The organism is Bacillus sp. NSP9.1 (genome assembly GCF_000465465.2).
Lineage (GTDB): Bacteria > Bacillota > Bacilli > Bacillales > Bacillaceae > Bacillus > Bacillus sonorensis_A.
This window is the reverse complement of the sequence record NZ_CP048273.1, coordinates 3,497,239-3,511,426: the sequence shown is the minus strand read 5'-3', so window position 1 is coordinate 3,511,426 and position 14,188 is coordinate 3,497,239. Positions and strand designations below refer to the sequence as shown.

Below are 14,188 nucleotides of genomic sequence, written 5' to 3'. Positions count from 1 at the left end.
AACAGACATTCCGTCTGTTTTTTTTATTTGTTAGTACCGTTCCGGGTCCGGTAAAAACCGTAAAAACGGCCCGACCTAGTAAAGGAAAAACGGGCCGGGCCCGTCCCTACCCAAACCTAACTACCGACCGGTTTTTCGGTTTTTAAAAAGGTAAAAAAGTTAGTAGGACGACGGTACCGGTTCCCGGTCGGGCCGAAACGGAAAAGGGGACGGACGTACCTACCTTTTAAAAACGGTTTTTAAAAACCGGAAACCCGAACCCGGGGCCGGGTACTTTTAGTTTAAGTAAATTTACTTTCCTTAACCTAAAACGAACGTTCCTTTCCTTCCTACTAAACGGTAACCGGTACCGTTCCGTTTCGTTACGGTTTACGGTTTTCGTACGACCGTTCCGTTAGTACTTCGTCGACCCAACCGAAGGACGGGCCGGTTTCGTTTTAAGGGAAAAACGGGTAAAACCGTACTAGTACCGGAAACCGTAAAATTAGTAAGGAAAAAAAGTTTAAAAAAGTTTTCCGGCCCCGAAACCGGAAACCGGACCGAACCGGACCGTACTTACCTAACGAAGGTACGGTAACGGAACGTCGTAAGTAAGGTAGGGAAGGACGACTAAAAAAACTAAAAAAACGAACGAACTTACCGTTCCGTCTGTTTTTTTATTTGTTTTTGCTACGATAAGATGTAGGAGGGATGATGATGGAAACTTTGAACATTGGAGATATCAAGCTGACATGGCTTAACGGCGGTGTGACACATATGGACGGGGGAGCCATGTTCGGCGTTGTCCCGAAGCCGCTTTGGTCGAAAAAATATGCCGCGAATGACCAAAATCAGATTGAGCTTAGAACAGATCCGATTCTTGTGGAGAAGGACGGGGCCAGGCTGCTGATTGATTCGGGAATCGGCCGCGGAAAACTGACGGACAAACAAAAACGAAACTATGGTGTGACAGAGGAATCGTCAATTGACGAATCATTACAGACGATCGGGCTTTCAACAGCGGATATTGACGCTGTTCTCATGACACATCTTCATTTTGACCATGCCTGCGGATTGACGCGCTATGAGGGAGATGATCTTGTCTCCGTTTTCCCGAATGCTGCAATATATACATCCTCTATAGAATGGGAAGAAATGAAAAATCCGAATATCCGCTCCAAGAATACATATTGGAAAGAAAACTGGGAAGCGGTTCAGCATCAAGTGAAGACCTTTGAACAAAAACTTGAGGTTTTGGAAGGCATCACAATGCACCATACAGGCGGCCACAGCGACGGCCACTCTGTCATCACACTCGAAGATTCGGGGGAAATGGCTCTTCATATGGCGGATATCATGCCGACTCATGCCCACCGGAATCCTTTGTGGGTGCTCGCTTATGATGATTATCCGATGACATCGATCACCGCAAAACAAACATGGCAGAAAAAAGCCGCTGAACAACATGCATGGTACATTTTTTACCATGATGCCATTTACAGAGCTTTAAAATGGGATGAAAACGGCGATATCACGGAATCCGTGAAAAGAGAAAGACGATAAGCTTGCGCTTTTGGTGAATGGTTTGCCCGATTGATAAACATGCTATAGATAATGAACATGTGAAAGGAAGAAGACGGGTGAGCCAGACAAAAGGGAATGAACAAGTCATCGAAACACAATTAAGGGGATTTGAAGTCCTGTCAACCCCCTTCCTTAACAAAGGGGTTGCATTTACTGTCGAAGAAAGGAAAGCGCTGGGGCTGACGGGGCTTCTTCCGCCGAAGGTACTGACGCTTGAAGAGCAAGCGAAGCGGGCGTATCAGCAATTCCGTTCACAGCCTGATGACTTAAGCAAAAACGTCTATTTGACGGCGCTTCATGACCGGAATGAAGTTTTATTTTACAGGCTGCTGAATGATCATATGAAAGAAATGCTGCCGATCGTATATACCCCGACTGTCGGAACGGCGATCCAGCAGTACAGCCATGAATACAGAAAGCCGCGGGGCCTGTTTTTATCTGTCAATGACCCGGAAGGCATGAAAACGGCTTTTAAAAACATGGCGGCCAAAAAGGGGCATATTGAGTTGATTGTTGCAACAGATGCCGAAGGAATTCTCGGCATTGGGGACTGGGGTGTAGGAGGCATCGCCATTTCTATCGGAAAGCTTGCCGTATATACCGCGGCAGCCGGCATTGATCCAAGCAGGGTGCTGCCTGTGGTGATTGATGCCGGGACGAATCAGGAAAAGCTTCTCAATGATCCGCTGTATGTCGGAAACCAGCATTCTAGAATCAGGGGCGAGCGCTATGATTCCTTTATTGAACAGTATGTTCAGACTGCGACCGAGACTTTCCCGGGTGTCTTGCTGCACTGGGAGGATTTCGGAACGCAAAACGCCCGCCGGATTTTAAAAACATATCAAGACAAGGTATGCACATTTAATGATGATATCCAAGGAACGGGCGCTGTCACGCTTGCAGCGGTGCTGGCGGCTGTCAAAATATCGAAAATGCCGCTGAAAGACCATAAAATCGTCATATTTGGAGCGGGTACCGCCGGTATCGGCAATGCCGAGCAGATTCGTGCCGCTTTATTGAAGGAAGGGATGTCAGAAGAAGAATCCTACCGCCGTTTTTGGTGTGTGGACCGGAACGGACTGCTGACGGACGACATGGACGATCTGCAGGAACTGCAAAAGCCGTATGCAAGGCTCGCCGAAGAAGTCAAGGGGTTTGAACGAAACGGACCGGGGCAAACGATTGATTTGGCTGAAGTTGTCAAAAAGGTTCAGCCTACAATTTTGATCGGTACTTCGACCGTATCTGGGGCATTCACCGAAGAAACTGTTAAAGAAATGGCGGCTCATGTCAAAAGGCCGGCGATATTTCCGATGTCTAATCCGACTCCGCTGTCTGAGGCGAAGCCGATCGACCTGATCAAATGGACGGAAGGCCGGGCGCTTGTAGCCACCGGTAGCCCGTTTGATCCAGTGGAATATGACGGTACAGAATATGTCATCGGCCAGGCGAACAATGCTTTTGTTTTTCCGGGGCTGGGACTTGGCACACTTGTTGCAAAAGCACGGCGGATTACCGACAATATGTTTTACGCAAGCGCTGAAGCGATTGCGAATATGGTTGATACCGGCCGACCCGGTGCCGCGTTGCTTCCGCAGGTCGAGGAATTGCGGACGGTATCGGCAACCGTTGCAGCGGCGGTCATCAAAGCGGCCGTTCAGGACGGTGTGGCAGAAGAAGAGCCGAAAGATGTCATACAGGCTGTGCAGGACGCTATGTGGCATCCTGTCTATCGGCCGATTCGCGCTATATAAAAAGCTGCGGCCTTTTTGCCGCAGCTTTTTATGCCGCCGTGTCAATCACATCAACGATCATTCCTGTTTGAGCGTCAACCATGACTTCATATTGCTCAAGCTCTCCAAAAACGGAACGGGTAATGCCGGTTTTATACACCATGACGGTTTCTCCGTTTACGGTATATGACTCTGGAACGGTATATATCCATGAGCCGTCAATCGGTCCTCTCTGCTTAAAAGCAGATTTGACAATGCGGAGCGCCTTTTCTGAAGAAATATAAGGCGTCATCACATATTGTTTGACAACGACGGCTGCGGCGATGCCGATTCCGGCTCCGAGAAGAAAATGGCGCAATTTCATAATTTTTGGCACCTCCAAAGCTTCTTTTTTCCATTATACAGAACATGTCCTTTGATGTTAAGAATGGGCTCTCTTCTGGAAACATACTGCACACTTATGTAAAATGTGAACTAGATACATATGAAATGAGGGAAACTGATGAATCAGGAAACGAAAACGCTTTTTCAGACGCTGACGGAGCTTCCGGGAGCTCCCGGAAATGAACATCTTGTCCGGGCTTTCATGAAAAAAGAGCTCCAAAAATATGCAGACGAGATCATTCAGGACAGACTCGGAAGCGTATTCGGCGTTAAAAACGGCCGGAAAGGCGGCCCGAAAATTATGGTGGCCGGTCATATGGATGAAGTGGGATTCATGGTGACATCGATTACAGACAACGGCATGCTTCGCTTCCAAACACTCGGCGGATGGTGGAGCCAGGTTCTCTTGGCGCAACGGGTCGAAATTCATACGGAAAACGGGCCGATACCAGGTGTGATCGCAAGCACGCCTCCGCACCTTTTAACAGATGAACAGCGAAAACGGCCGATGGACATTAAAAACATGATGATTGATATCGGAGCGGACGACAGGGAAGACGCCGAAAAAATCGGTGTCAGGCCGGGACAGCAAATCGTGCCGATCTGTCCGTTTACCCCGATGGCTAATGAAAAGAAAATATTGGCGAAAGCCTGGGATAATCGTTATGGCTGCGGGTTAAGCATTGAACTGCTGAAAGAGCTGCAAGGCGAAGAACTCCCGAATACGCTCTACTCCGGGGCAACCGTACAGGAAGAAGTCGGAACAAGAGGCGCCCAGACGGCGGCCAATATGATTCAGCCGGATCTGTTTTTCGCGCTGGATGCAAGCCCGGCAAATGATGCAAGCGGCGACAAACATCAATTTGGCCAGCTTGGAAAAGGAGCGTTGCTCAGGATTTTCGACCGGACGATGGTGACGCACAGCGAAATGAGGAATTTTGTCCTTGATACCGCTGAATCCAATGGCATTCCTTATCAATATTTTGTTTCCCCGGGAGGAACAGACGCCGGGCGGGTCCATATTTCAAATGAAGGCATCCCTTCAGCCGTCATCGGCATCTGTTCAAGGTACATCCACACATCAGCATCCATCATCCATGTTGATGACTATCAAGCGGCAAAAGAATTGCTCATCAAGCTGGTGAAGGTGTGCGATGATTCCCTGGTCAGGTCAATCATCGAAAACGACTAAAACCTGTGCAAGATGCACAGGTTTTTCTTTTATTTGCTTTCGAACACGTATGACAGCGATTTGATCGCCTGGTTTACAGTTTCAACGGTGATGTTCGCTTTGTTGGACAGCTCTTTTAATGGATGGTGGAGAGACTCGGGACGAATGATGATCAGCGGTTTTCCCTTTGCGATCGCATAGGACGCATCCATGGCTGTATTCCATTGTTTATATTTTTCTCCGAAAAGCGCGATGACGACATCCGCCTTGTTCATTAAAACTGAGGTTCTAAAGTTGTTTAAATCGGAGGCAGCATCATCTTTAGCGATTGCATCGGCCTGTTTTCCGAGAATTTCTTCGCCGATATTGTCGGAACGGTCATGGTTTTCCATCGGCCCTACAAATGTGATCGGCAGTTTAAGAGATTTCGCCTTTTCCTTTACTTCCTCGCGCCAGTTGCTATGTATTTCTCCGGCAAGATAAACGATGAATTCCATACAACTTCCTCCTGACTTTGATTTTTCATAGGGCAGCGGACCCGGCTAATGGCTGCGGCGCCTTAACGGATATTTTTACCCTTTCATTCACCATGTTAAACGAGGATGGCTTGATAAAGCAAAAAAATTATGCTAATGATATGAAGTAGGCTGTTAGGTAAGGTTGCCTAATCGTCATAAGGGTATGATACATAAAGAAGCGTTCATCTGTTGCGGAAGGTTGCAAAAGTCTGGCTATACAGCCGGTTGTCTGGTATGATCCGAATGGATGATCAGATTATATATTGGAGGCGTTGTAAATTGAAAAAAATCGAGTCTAATGAAGAATTGCAAAAAGCTGTCAATGATGATTTGTCCCTGTTGATGTTTTCGGCGGATTGGTGTCCTGACTGCCGTTTTGTCGAACCGTTTTTGCCGGAGCTTGAGGCGAACTATCCGGAGTTCACATTCTACTATGTCGACCGTGACAAATTTATCGACACATGCGCTGAATGGGACATTTTCGGAATTCCGAGCTTTCTCGTATTCAAAGACGGAAACGAAATCAATCGCTTTGTCAGCAAGGATCGAAAAACGAAAGAGGAAATCGAGCAATTTTTGACGGATTCTCTGAACAAGTAGCAGAAAGGAGAGTTCCTCTATGAAAATGACGTCAAGGAAACTTTCCGATATATTGAAAAAACGCCTGCAAAATGACAGCTGGGCCTTTCATTTTGACAGGGAAAAAGATAGCCTGAGAATCGAGGATAAACACACGAAAAAAGGCATCACCCTTGAGCTTCCGGGCATTATCGCGAAATGGGAGCAGAAAAAAGAAGAAGCCATCGACGAAGTCGTCTATTATACGGAGGAAGCGCTCAATGCCATGAAAGGCCAGTCACAGGAGATGGAAGGCCGGGAAAGCCTGATTTATCCCGTGATCCGCTCGACGTCATTCCCCGATAAGTCCAGCGCCGGCATTCCCTTGATTTTCGATGACCATACAGCCGAGACGAGAATTTATTATGCGCTTGATCTTGGCAATACGTATCGGCTCATTGATGAGAACATGCTTGAAAAAGAGGGCTGGACGAAGGAAAGAATCAGGGAGACGGCGTCGTTCAACCTCCGCTCGCTTCGCACGGTTGTCAAAGAAGATGTTGTCGCAGGCAACCATTTTTACTTTTTCAGATCAAATGACGGCTACGATGCCAGCCGGGTTTTAAATGAATCGATTCTCTCTGAATATGAAAAAAAAGCGCAGGGTGCTCTTGCGGTGTCAGTCCCTCATCAGGATGTGCTGATCATCGCCGATATCCGCAACAACAGCGGGTATGATATTCTCGGACAAATGTCGATGAGCTTTTTTGCAAACGGCACGGTGCCGATCACAGCGCTCTCTTTTTTATATGAAGAAGGAAAGCTCGAACCGATTTTCATTCTCGCTAAAAACCGCCCTAAAAAGTAATGATTAGAAAGGAATTTTTCAATGAATGTTTTTTTTAACCGCGAAGGAGTAGGCGACACGCTATTGATCGCCCTTCAAGATGTTCCCCGTGAAGATATCGCTTTTGAACGCCACGGAGATGTCGTCAAAATTTTTCATAAAGACACAAAAGAAACGGCAGGCTACAACATTTTTAACGCTTCATCCTATATAAGTCTTGAGGAAAGCGGGTCAATCGCTCTTTCTGAAAGCTTTGTACAGGATGTGAACGAAATATTGATCCGCAACGGTCTGAAAGATGAACTGACGGTTGATCTTTCGCCAAAATTTGTCGTCGGTTATGTCGAGGAAAAAGAGAAACATCCGAACGCCGATAAATTAAGCGTCTGCAAAGTAAACGTCGGCAGCGAGACATTGCAGATCGTCTGCGGTGCCCCGAATGTCGAGGCCGGACAGAAAGTCGTCGTCGCCAAAGTGGGAGCTGTGATGCCAAGCGGTATGATCATCAAAGATGCAGAGCTTCGGGGTGTGGCGTCAAGCGGCATGATCTGCTCGGCAAAAGAACTGAACCTTCCCGATGCACCGAAGGAAAAAGGAATCCTCGTCCTTGATGACAGTCATCAGACAGGGGAAGCCTTCACATTTTAAAACGGCATAAAATGAAACAAACTTTCGAATACATGTAAAAAGAAGCCGCTGGGTAGCCAAACTTAGCGGTTTTTTTATTCGGCGGACGAAACGGATTAGGATGACCTTGTCCTTTTCTGACTGATGAAGCAGTGGTATACTAAAAATCGTCCCCGAAAAATATAAGGGAGTTAGAGAGTGATGATTCATGAGCTGGTTTAATAAAATGTTCAGCCTGTTTTTAGGCGATGATGAAAATAGTGAAAAACAGACGAACCAGACAGAGCAAACCATGTCGGATTCGTCTTTTGAAGAAAATGAAGAAATGCCGCAAATCGCGGATGCAAAAGTTGTTTATGAATACCCAAAGGGAAAATTCCGCTTTCCGGTCATACCTGACCAAAAGTCCCCGCAAAGGGAACAAAACGAAGGGCGCCATACAAGGAACCGCCGCACCAGCAGCCGGCCTTCAGCCTATCAGCCAAAGACCAACCATGCGGCCAAAGGAGCGGAACAAACGGCCAAAAAGCCGTTTAGACCCTCTGTCATACCTTCACCGGTTTATGGCTTTAACGAGCAAAAAAGGGCCAGACCGAATGATTTGGCCAAAAACAATACATACGGCGGTCAAAGGCAAAAAGGTGTAACGCTTTTTAGTGAAGAAATCAAAAATCAGCAGAACTTCGCCGAAAGCAAACCGCCAATGCCAGAGCAGCCGGCCGGAACGGATCCAACGCCTTTTGCAAACGATCCGCAGTTACGCCCGAAAGCAACTGAAAAAAGCCGGAATTTTTTCGATAAGGAAAGCACGATGGAGCAAGTCAGCATGCAGGAGCCGCATGCACCCATGGAGAAACGTGCAGAAAAAGGCGGTCCAGGGCCGGAACGAACGAAAGAAAAACCTGAGCCTGAGCCGCCAATCAGCGTGCAGGAACCGCCGGCCGGTATGGAACAGCCGGCAGAAAGCGGAGAACCAGAAGGAACGGAAGAACAGTCTGTACCGCAAATCAGTGTCCAAGAGAACCCTGACGGCATGGGAAGAGAACCGCATTCAGAAGGAAACGAAGAAAAATCTGTGCCGCACGATATAGATGAACCGGTCGGCGCGGAAGAAGAAGCCGAAGATATCGCTCTCCCGTTAACAGAAGAAGCCGAAAAGAACCGGAGCTTTTACGAAGATGCGCAATCACCTGCAGCAGATGAATGGCGGGAAGCGTCCGCCGAATCGGCTGGTCCGGCGGAGACAGGTGAAACAGCAATATACGCCGGGGAAGCGGTGTTTTTCGAGGATGAAGTGCAGACCAGCGGGCTAGAAGAATCAGCCGCACCTGAACAAGGCGTAGAGCCCTATGCGGATGAGCAGAATGAACAGACCGCGGCACAAGATCAAGCCCGAGATGTTGATCATGCGGACAGCGAGGCTCAAGATGAGCAGCCAATAGCCGAAAAAGCGGAACATTCTCCAACAGTACCGCACAAACCGGAAGTAAAACACACCTCAAAACCGAGCCAAGGCGCCGTGCCGTTTAATGTGATGATGCTTCCGACAGATAAGCAGAAAGAGAAGACACCTTCCGGTTATCAGTTCCCGAACCTGTCTCTGCTTGATGTGCCTCCTGCCCAAAAGCAGGATGACCATGTATGGATAAACGAGCAGCGCGAGCTCTTGGATGTGACGCTTGAAAACTTCAATGTTAAAGCCAATGTCGTACATGTCACACAAGGCCCATCTGTGACGAGGTTTGAAGTGCATCCTGAACCAGGAGTGAAAGTCAATAAAATCACAAATCTTTCGGATGATATTAAGCTCAGCCTGTCAGCGAAAGATATTCGCATCGAAGCGCCGATTCCGGGAAAGAATACAATCGGAATCGAAGTACCCAACTTACATAGCAAAATGGTTTATTTGCGCGAAATGGTTCGCAGCTCGGAATTCAGAACGAATCCGTCCCCTCTGACGGCGGCACTAGGGCTCGACATTTCCGGAAAACCGGTTGTGGCCGATCTGAAAAAAATGCCTCACGGATTGATCGCAGGCGCCACAGGATCAGGGAAAAGCGTCTGTATCAACACGATTTTAGTCAGCCTGCTGTTTAAAGCGGCGCCGACTGATGTCAAGCTTCTGCTCATCGACCCTAAGATGGTTGAGCTTGCGCCGTACAATGAAATTCCGCATCTCGTCAGCCCTGTCATTACAGATGCAAAAGCGGCCACTGCTGCTTTGAAATGGGTTGTTGAAGAAATGGAGCGGCGCTACGAATTATTTGCTCATTCCGGTGTCCGGGAAATCGAGCGCTTCAACGAAAAGGTTCGCGACACGAAAATGGGTGAAAAGCTTCCGTATCTTGTCGTCGTAATTGATGAGCTTGCCGATTTAATGATGGTTGCGCCAAATGAAGTCGAGGAAAGCATCTGCCGGATCGCACAAAAAGCCAGAGCCTGCGGCATCCACCTTTTGATCGCGACACAGCGGCCTTCTGTCGACGTCATCACCGGCTTAATTAAAGCTAATATTCCAACCAGAATCGCGTTTTCCGTTTCCAGCGGCGTCGATTCCAGAACGATTATCGATATGGCTGGAGCGGAAAAGCTGCTTGGAAAAGGGGATATGCTCTTCTTGGAGAACGGGTCCGGAAAACCGGTCCGCCTTCAAGGCAACTTTGTGTCCGACCATGAAATCGACCGGGTCGTCTCACATGTCAGAAAGCAGCAGAAACCGTCCTATTTATTTGAACAGGAAGAATTAATCAGACAGAATCCGGCTGGGTTTGATCAGGACGAACTGTTTCTTGAAGCATGCGAATTTGCCGTGGAACAAAACAGCGCCAGCACCTCAAGCCTGCAGCGGCGTTTCCGCATCGGCTACAACAGAGCCGCCAGATTAATCGATATGATGGAAAGCGAAGGCATGATCTCGGAAGCAAAAGGAAGCAAGCCGAGAGAAGTGCTGATTACAAAGGCAGATCTGGAACAGCTCATAGAAAGTAGTTCACTTTTCAGCTAAACGTGGTATGATAGCTGATGGGCGCTTTTTTAGAGCGCCGCGTATGAAAGCGCCGCTTGCGGCGTTTTAATCGGTTTTTAAGAGCTTTGCCGAAAGGATGAAAAAATCATTCAAGTAACGGGTTTATTCACTCTTAAAAATGCCTGATAATGAATATAGTTCACACTAAGAATAAAAATTGATGCGGCCGGGCTTTAGGTTGCAAATTGAAATAGGCGTCATATACTGGAAAGCAGATAGACGTTTGTTGGAGGTACAATTATGACTGTTTATCATTTTGTCGGAATAAAAGGGACAGGTATGAGTCCGCTTGCCCAAATACTCCATGATAATGGATATACTGTCCAAGGATCGGATATCGAAAAGTATATTTTTACACAAAATGCGTTGGAAGAAAGAAACATTCCTGTTTTTCCATTTGACCCGGAAAACATTAAGCCGGGAATGACCGTTATTGCCGGGAATGCCTTTCCCGACACTCATCCCGAAATCGAAAAAGCGCATGCCGAAGGACTGCCTGTCGTGCGATACCATAAATTTCTCGGTGACTATCTGAAAAAGTTCACGAGCATCGCTGTAACAGGAGCACATGGCAAAACTTCAACGACAGGACTTCTGTCCCATGTGATCCAGAAAGCAAAACCGACATCTTATTTGATCGGAGACGGTACGGGAAAAGGCAGCGAAAACAGCGAGTATTTCGTCCTTGAAGCCTGTGAATACCGGAGGCACTTCCTGAGCTACCAGCCGGATTATGCCATCATGACAAATATCGATTTTGACCACCCTGACTATTTCACCAATATCGATGATGTATTCGACGCGTTCCAAACGATGGCTCTTCAGGTGAACAAGGGAATTATCGCCTGCGGTGACGACGAGTATTTGATGAAGATCCATGCCAACGTTCCGGTCGTCTACTACGGCTTTGCCGAGGAAAACGACTTTCAGGCGAGAAATGTCATCAAAAACACTGAAGGCACAACCTTCGACGTTTTCGTCAGAAATACATTCTATGACACATTCTATATACCGGCATACGGAAACCACAACGTTCTGAACGCTTTGGCTGTCATCGCCCTATGCCATTACGAGCAAGTGGATGTCGACATTATTAAAGAAGGGCTTACAACCTTTGGCGGCGTAAAACGGAGATTTAACGAAAAAATCATCGGAAATCAAGTGCTGATTGACGATTATGCCCATCACCCGACCGAAATCAAGGTGACGATTGAAGCTGCAAGGCAAAAGTATCCGGAACGCGACATTGTCGCCGTATTTCAGCCGCACACTTTTACACGGACACAGTCTTTTCTTGAGGAATTTGCCGAAAGCCTGAAGAAAGCCGATTATGTCTATCTCTGCGACATTTTTGGATCAGCCCGTGAAAATGCAGGCAAGCTGACGATCGGTGACCTTCAGGAAAAAATCGCTCACGCGAAGCTGATTGATGAAAATGACACATCCATTTTAAAAGAGCATGAAAACGGAGTCTTAATTTTTATGGGTGCAGGAGACATTCAGAAATATCTGAGAGCATATGAAAATGTTTTAGCATAAGATAAAAAAGGCAGTGTGAGTCGATCCGCTGCTTTTTTGTACATATCGACGAAGCAATTGTTAAAGGAATTCACCCGGATGTGTAGAAAAAAATATACAAAGGGGTTTACAAGTTGGCCAAATGGGTAAACATCAACTGTAAGCCCGGAAGCTTTAAGGAGGATATGATGATAATTATTCTTTATTTAAGCGCCGCACTTATTGCCATCGCTTTTTTCATTTTAGTAATCTATTTATCAAAAATGCTAAAATCGCTGCAAATGACGCTGAAACATGTCGCTTCAACCTTAGAAGGACTTGAAGGTCAGATGAAGGGCATTACGGCAGAAACTACAGAGCTCCTTCATAAAACAAACCGTCTTGCGGAGGATATTCAGGAAAAATCGTTGAAATTGAATCGTGTTGTTGATGCAGTTCAGGAAGTCGGAACTTCTGTCAGACAGTTTAACAGCTCCATACAGCAGGTGTCTGATTCGGTTGCAACCGCCGCGGAAGAAAACCGTGAAAAAATTTCTCAAGTTGTCAGCTGGAGCAATGCAGCTTTGGAAATTTGGAATAAATGGAAGCGAAAGAAGATGAAGGAGGAATCATAAATGAGTAAAGAAGGAATGAATGCTAAAGATTTTCTCATCGGGACATTTGTAGGAGGCATCATCGGTGCGGCAACGGCCTTATTTCTGGCGCCGAAGTCGGGAAAAGAGCTTCGCGGCGATATCGGTCAGCAGGCCGCTGTTCTTAAAGACAAAACCGAAAGACTGACAAATGAAGCGAGAGAAAAAGGTTCCGAATATGTCAGCCTCGCAAAGGAGAAGACATCTTCGATTTCACAGCTCATGGCGGATCAATCCTCACAGCTTATGGAGAAAGTCAAAGATCTGCGGAGCAAGGGTGCCGATAAAGCGGATGAGATGAAGGAGGAAGCTTCATCCGCAATCGAAGAAACAGCAGAGGTCGCTGAAAACGAAATGAAAAGTGAAGCAGAACCAGCGGACACAGTCCAGAAATAAATACGGAAAGGGAGTTCACCATGTCGAAGCAGCTCATTCAAACAGAGGACGAATTTAGACGGCTTGAAGAATCGGACGGCACGTTTGTCTTTTTGAAGCACAGCACAACATGTCCGATCAGCAGGCGCGCCTTCGAGGAATTTAATGCTTTCGCCGAACATCATGAAGACATTCCCGCCTATTATCTGAAGGTGCAGGAAAGCCGTCCGCTCTCAAATTATATTGCTGAACGGTACGGGATTAAGCATGAAAGCCCTCAAGCGATTATTTTTACAGATGGCAAAGTCAAATGGCATGCCTCCCATTCACAAATTACCGAGCCGGCGCTTGAAGCAAACAGCCAATAGGCTTTTTGAAGCCGAATACAACATAATCGTAATCAAAAAGACCGAATCGCATCCAGCGTTTTGGTCTTTTTTACTGGTCTTTTCACCTTTTACCTCTTAGAAATGCCTTTTTACCAAGATGCATAGTGAGTACCGTTGGACTACGATATAATAAAACAAGCGGGAGGTGAAGTGGTGAACAGCGAATTAAAGGATATGCTTCAATCTGTCCTAAAGGAAGAGCTAAACCCAGTCAATCAACGACTAGACAAAATTGATCATTGTCTGAATGAAATGGACCAGCGCCTGAATAAAATGGACAAGCGCTTTGATGGAGTAGACCAGCGTCTGAATAAAATGGACCAGCGTTTTGATGGAGTAGATCAGTGTCTGAATAAAATGGACAAGCGCTTTGACGGAGTAGACCAGCGTCTGAATAAAATGGACAAGCGCTTTGACGGAGTAGACCAGCGTCTGAATAAAGTGGATAAGCGTTTTGACGGAGTAGACCAGCGTCTGAATAAAATGGACAAGCGCTTTGACGGAGTAGATCAGCGCCTGAATAAAATGGACAAGCGCTTTGACGGAGTAGATCAGCGCCTGAACCGCCTTGAAACAGATGTTAAAGACTTGAAAAAAGGGCAGGAGCTGCTGCAAAAAAATATCATTGAAAGCATCGGGCGCTATACGGACAACATTACTGAATACGTCGATGTTAAGAGCGCCGCTCTCAATCAGCGGGTTTTTGCCGTAGAAACCGAGATACAGCGATTATATAAACAATCAAGTTAAAGAATCATGCATGGATTCTTTTTTTTTTGTAAAATTTTCGATCAAAAACCTACACAACAACGATGAAAGCGCATATAATACTTTATCGCTTAAAAGCG

14 protein-coding genes are annotated in these 14,188 nt (G+C 46.7%); 12 read left to right on the top strand and 2 right to left on the bottom strand.

Going from position 1 to position 14,188, the window contains the following annotated elements:
- Nucleotides 1-696: 696 nt before the first annotated feature.
- Nucleotides 697-1,542 carry a YtnP family quorum-quenching lactonase gene (locus M654_RS18265; RefSeq protein ID WP_026588299.1) on the top strand — a complete coding sequence of 282 codons (846 nt, stop codon included), beginning with the start codon at nt 697-699 and terminating at the stop codon, nt 1,540-1,542.
- 59 nt (nt 1,543-1,601) lie between these two features.
- Nucleotides 1,602-3,317: an NAD-dependent malic enzyme gene (locus M654_RS18260; protein WP_442858852.1), complete on the top strand. Its 1,716-nt coding sequence runs from the start codon at nt 1,602-1,604 to the stop codon at nt 3,315-3,317.
- 28 nt (nt 3,318-3,345) lie between these two features.
- On the opposite strand, the gene M654_RS18255 is transcribed toward M654_RS18260, so the two are convergent.
- Nucleotides 3,346-3,660, bottom strand: coding sequence for a hypothetical protein (locus M654_RS18255; RefSeq protein WP_026588297.1), 315 nt, complete (start codon nt 3,658-3,660; stop codon nt 3,346-3,348).
- 138 nt (nt 3,661-3,798) lie between these two features.
- On the opposite strand from M654_RS18255, the gene M654_RS18250 reads away from it, so the two are divergent.
- On the top strand, nt 3,799-4,872 hold the full coding sequence (locus M654_RS18250; protein WP_026588296.1) for a M42 family metallopeptidase: 1,074 nt from the start codon (nt 3,799-3,801) through the stop codon (nt 4,870-4,872).
- Between the two features lie 29 nt (nt 4,873-4,901).
- Here the strand turns inward: M654_RS18250 and M654_RS18245 are convergent, their stop codons facing one another.
- Complete coding sequence (locus tag M654_RS18245) at nt 4,902-5,348, bottom strand: YtoQ family protein (protein WP_026588295.1); 447 nt, start codon at nt 5,346-5,348, stop codon at nt 4,902-4,904.
- Nucleotides 5,349-5,648: 300 nt separating this feature from the next.
- Between M654_RS18245 and M654_RS18240 the strand changes: the two genes are divergently transcribed.
- The 9 genes from M654_RS18240 (at nt 5,649) to M654_RS18200 (ending at nt 14,090) form a co-directional block, all read left to right on the top strand.
- Nucleotides 5,649-5,969 (top strand): thioredoxin family protein, encoded by a 321-nt coding sequence (locus M654_RS18240; RefSeq protein ID WP_026588294.1) that lies wholly within the window; start codon nt 5,649-5,651, stop codon nt 5,967-5,969.
- Nucleotides 5,970-5,988: 19 nt separating this feature from the next.
- Nucleotides 5,989-6,795 (top strand): DUF1444 domain-containing protein, encoded by an 807-nt coding sequence (locus M654_RS18235; protein WP_026588293.1) that lies wholly within the window; start codon nt 5,989-5,991, stop codon nt 6,793-6,795.
- Nucleotides 6,796-6,816: 21 nt separating this feature from the next.
- A complete protein-coding gene (ytpR, locus tag M654_RS18230; protein ID WP_026588292.1) occupies nt 6,817-7,422 on the top strand; it encodes a YtpR family tRNA-binding protein in 606 nt (201 codons plus the stop codon).
- Nucleotides 7,423-7,609: 187 nt separating this feature from the next.
- Nucleotides 7,610-10,405, top strand: a complete 2,796-nt coding sequence (locus M654_RS18225) for a DNA translocase FtsK (protein ID WP_026588291.1) — start codon at nt 7,610-7,612, stop codon at nt 10,403-10,405.
- A 261-nt stretch (nt 10,406-10,666) separates the two neighbouring features.
- Complete coding sequence (murC, locus tag M654_RS18220; protein ID WP_026588290.1) at nt 10,667-11,965, top strand: UDP-N-acetylmuramate--L-alanine ligase; 1,299 nt, start codon at nt 10,667-10,669, stop codon at nt 11,963-11,965.
- A gap of 167 nt (nt 11,966-12,132) precedes the next feature.
- Nucleotides 12,133-12,558: a DUF948 domain-containing protein gene (locus M654_RS18215; protein WP_026588289.1), complete on the top strand. Its 426-nt coding sequence runs from the start codon at nt 12,133-12,135 to the stop codon at nt 12,556-12,558.
- On the top strand, nt 12,559-12,972 hold the full coding sequence (locus M654_RS18210) for a YtxH domain-containing protein (protein WP_026588288.1): 414 nt from the start codon (nt 12,559-12,561) through the stop codon (nt 12,970-12,972).
- Between the two features lie 20 nt (nt 12,973-12,992).
- Nucleotides 12,993-13,319 carry a bacillithiol system redox-active protein YtxJ gene (gene ytxJ / locus M654_RS18205; RefSeq protein WP_026588287.1) on the top strand — a complete coding sequence of 109 codons (327 nt, stop codon included), beginning with the start codon at nt 12,993-12,995 and terminating at the stop codon, nt 13,317-13,319.
- A 174-nt stretch (nt 13,320-13,493) separates the two neighbouring features.
- Nucleotides 13,494-14,090, top strand: coding sequence for a hypothetical protein (locus M654_RS18200; protein ID WP_026588286.1), 597 nt, complete (start codon nt 13,494-13,496; stop codon nt 14,088-14,090).
- The last annotated feature ends 98 nt before the right edge of the window (nt 14,091-14,188 follow it).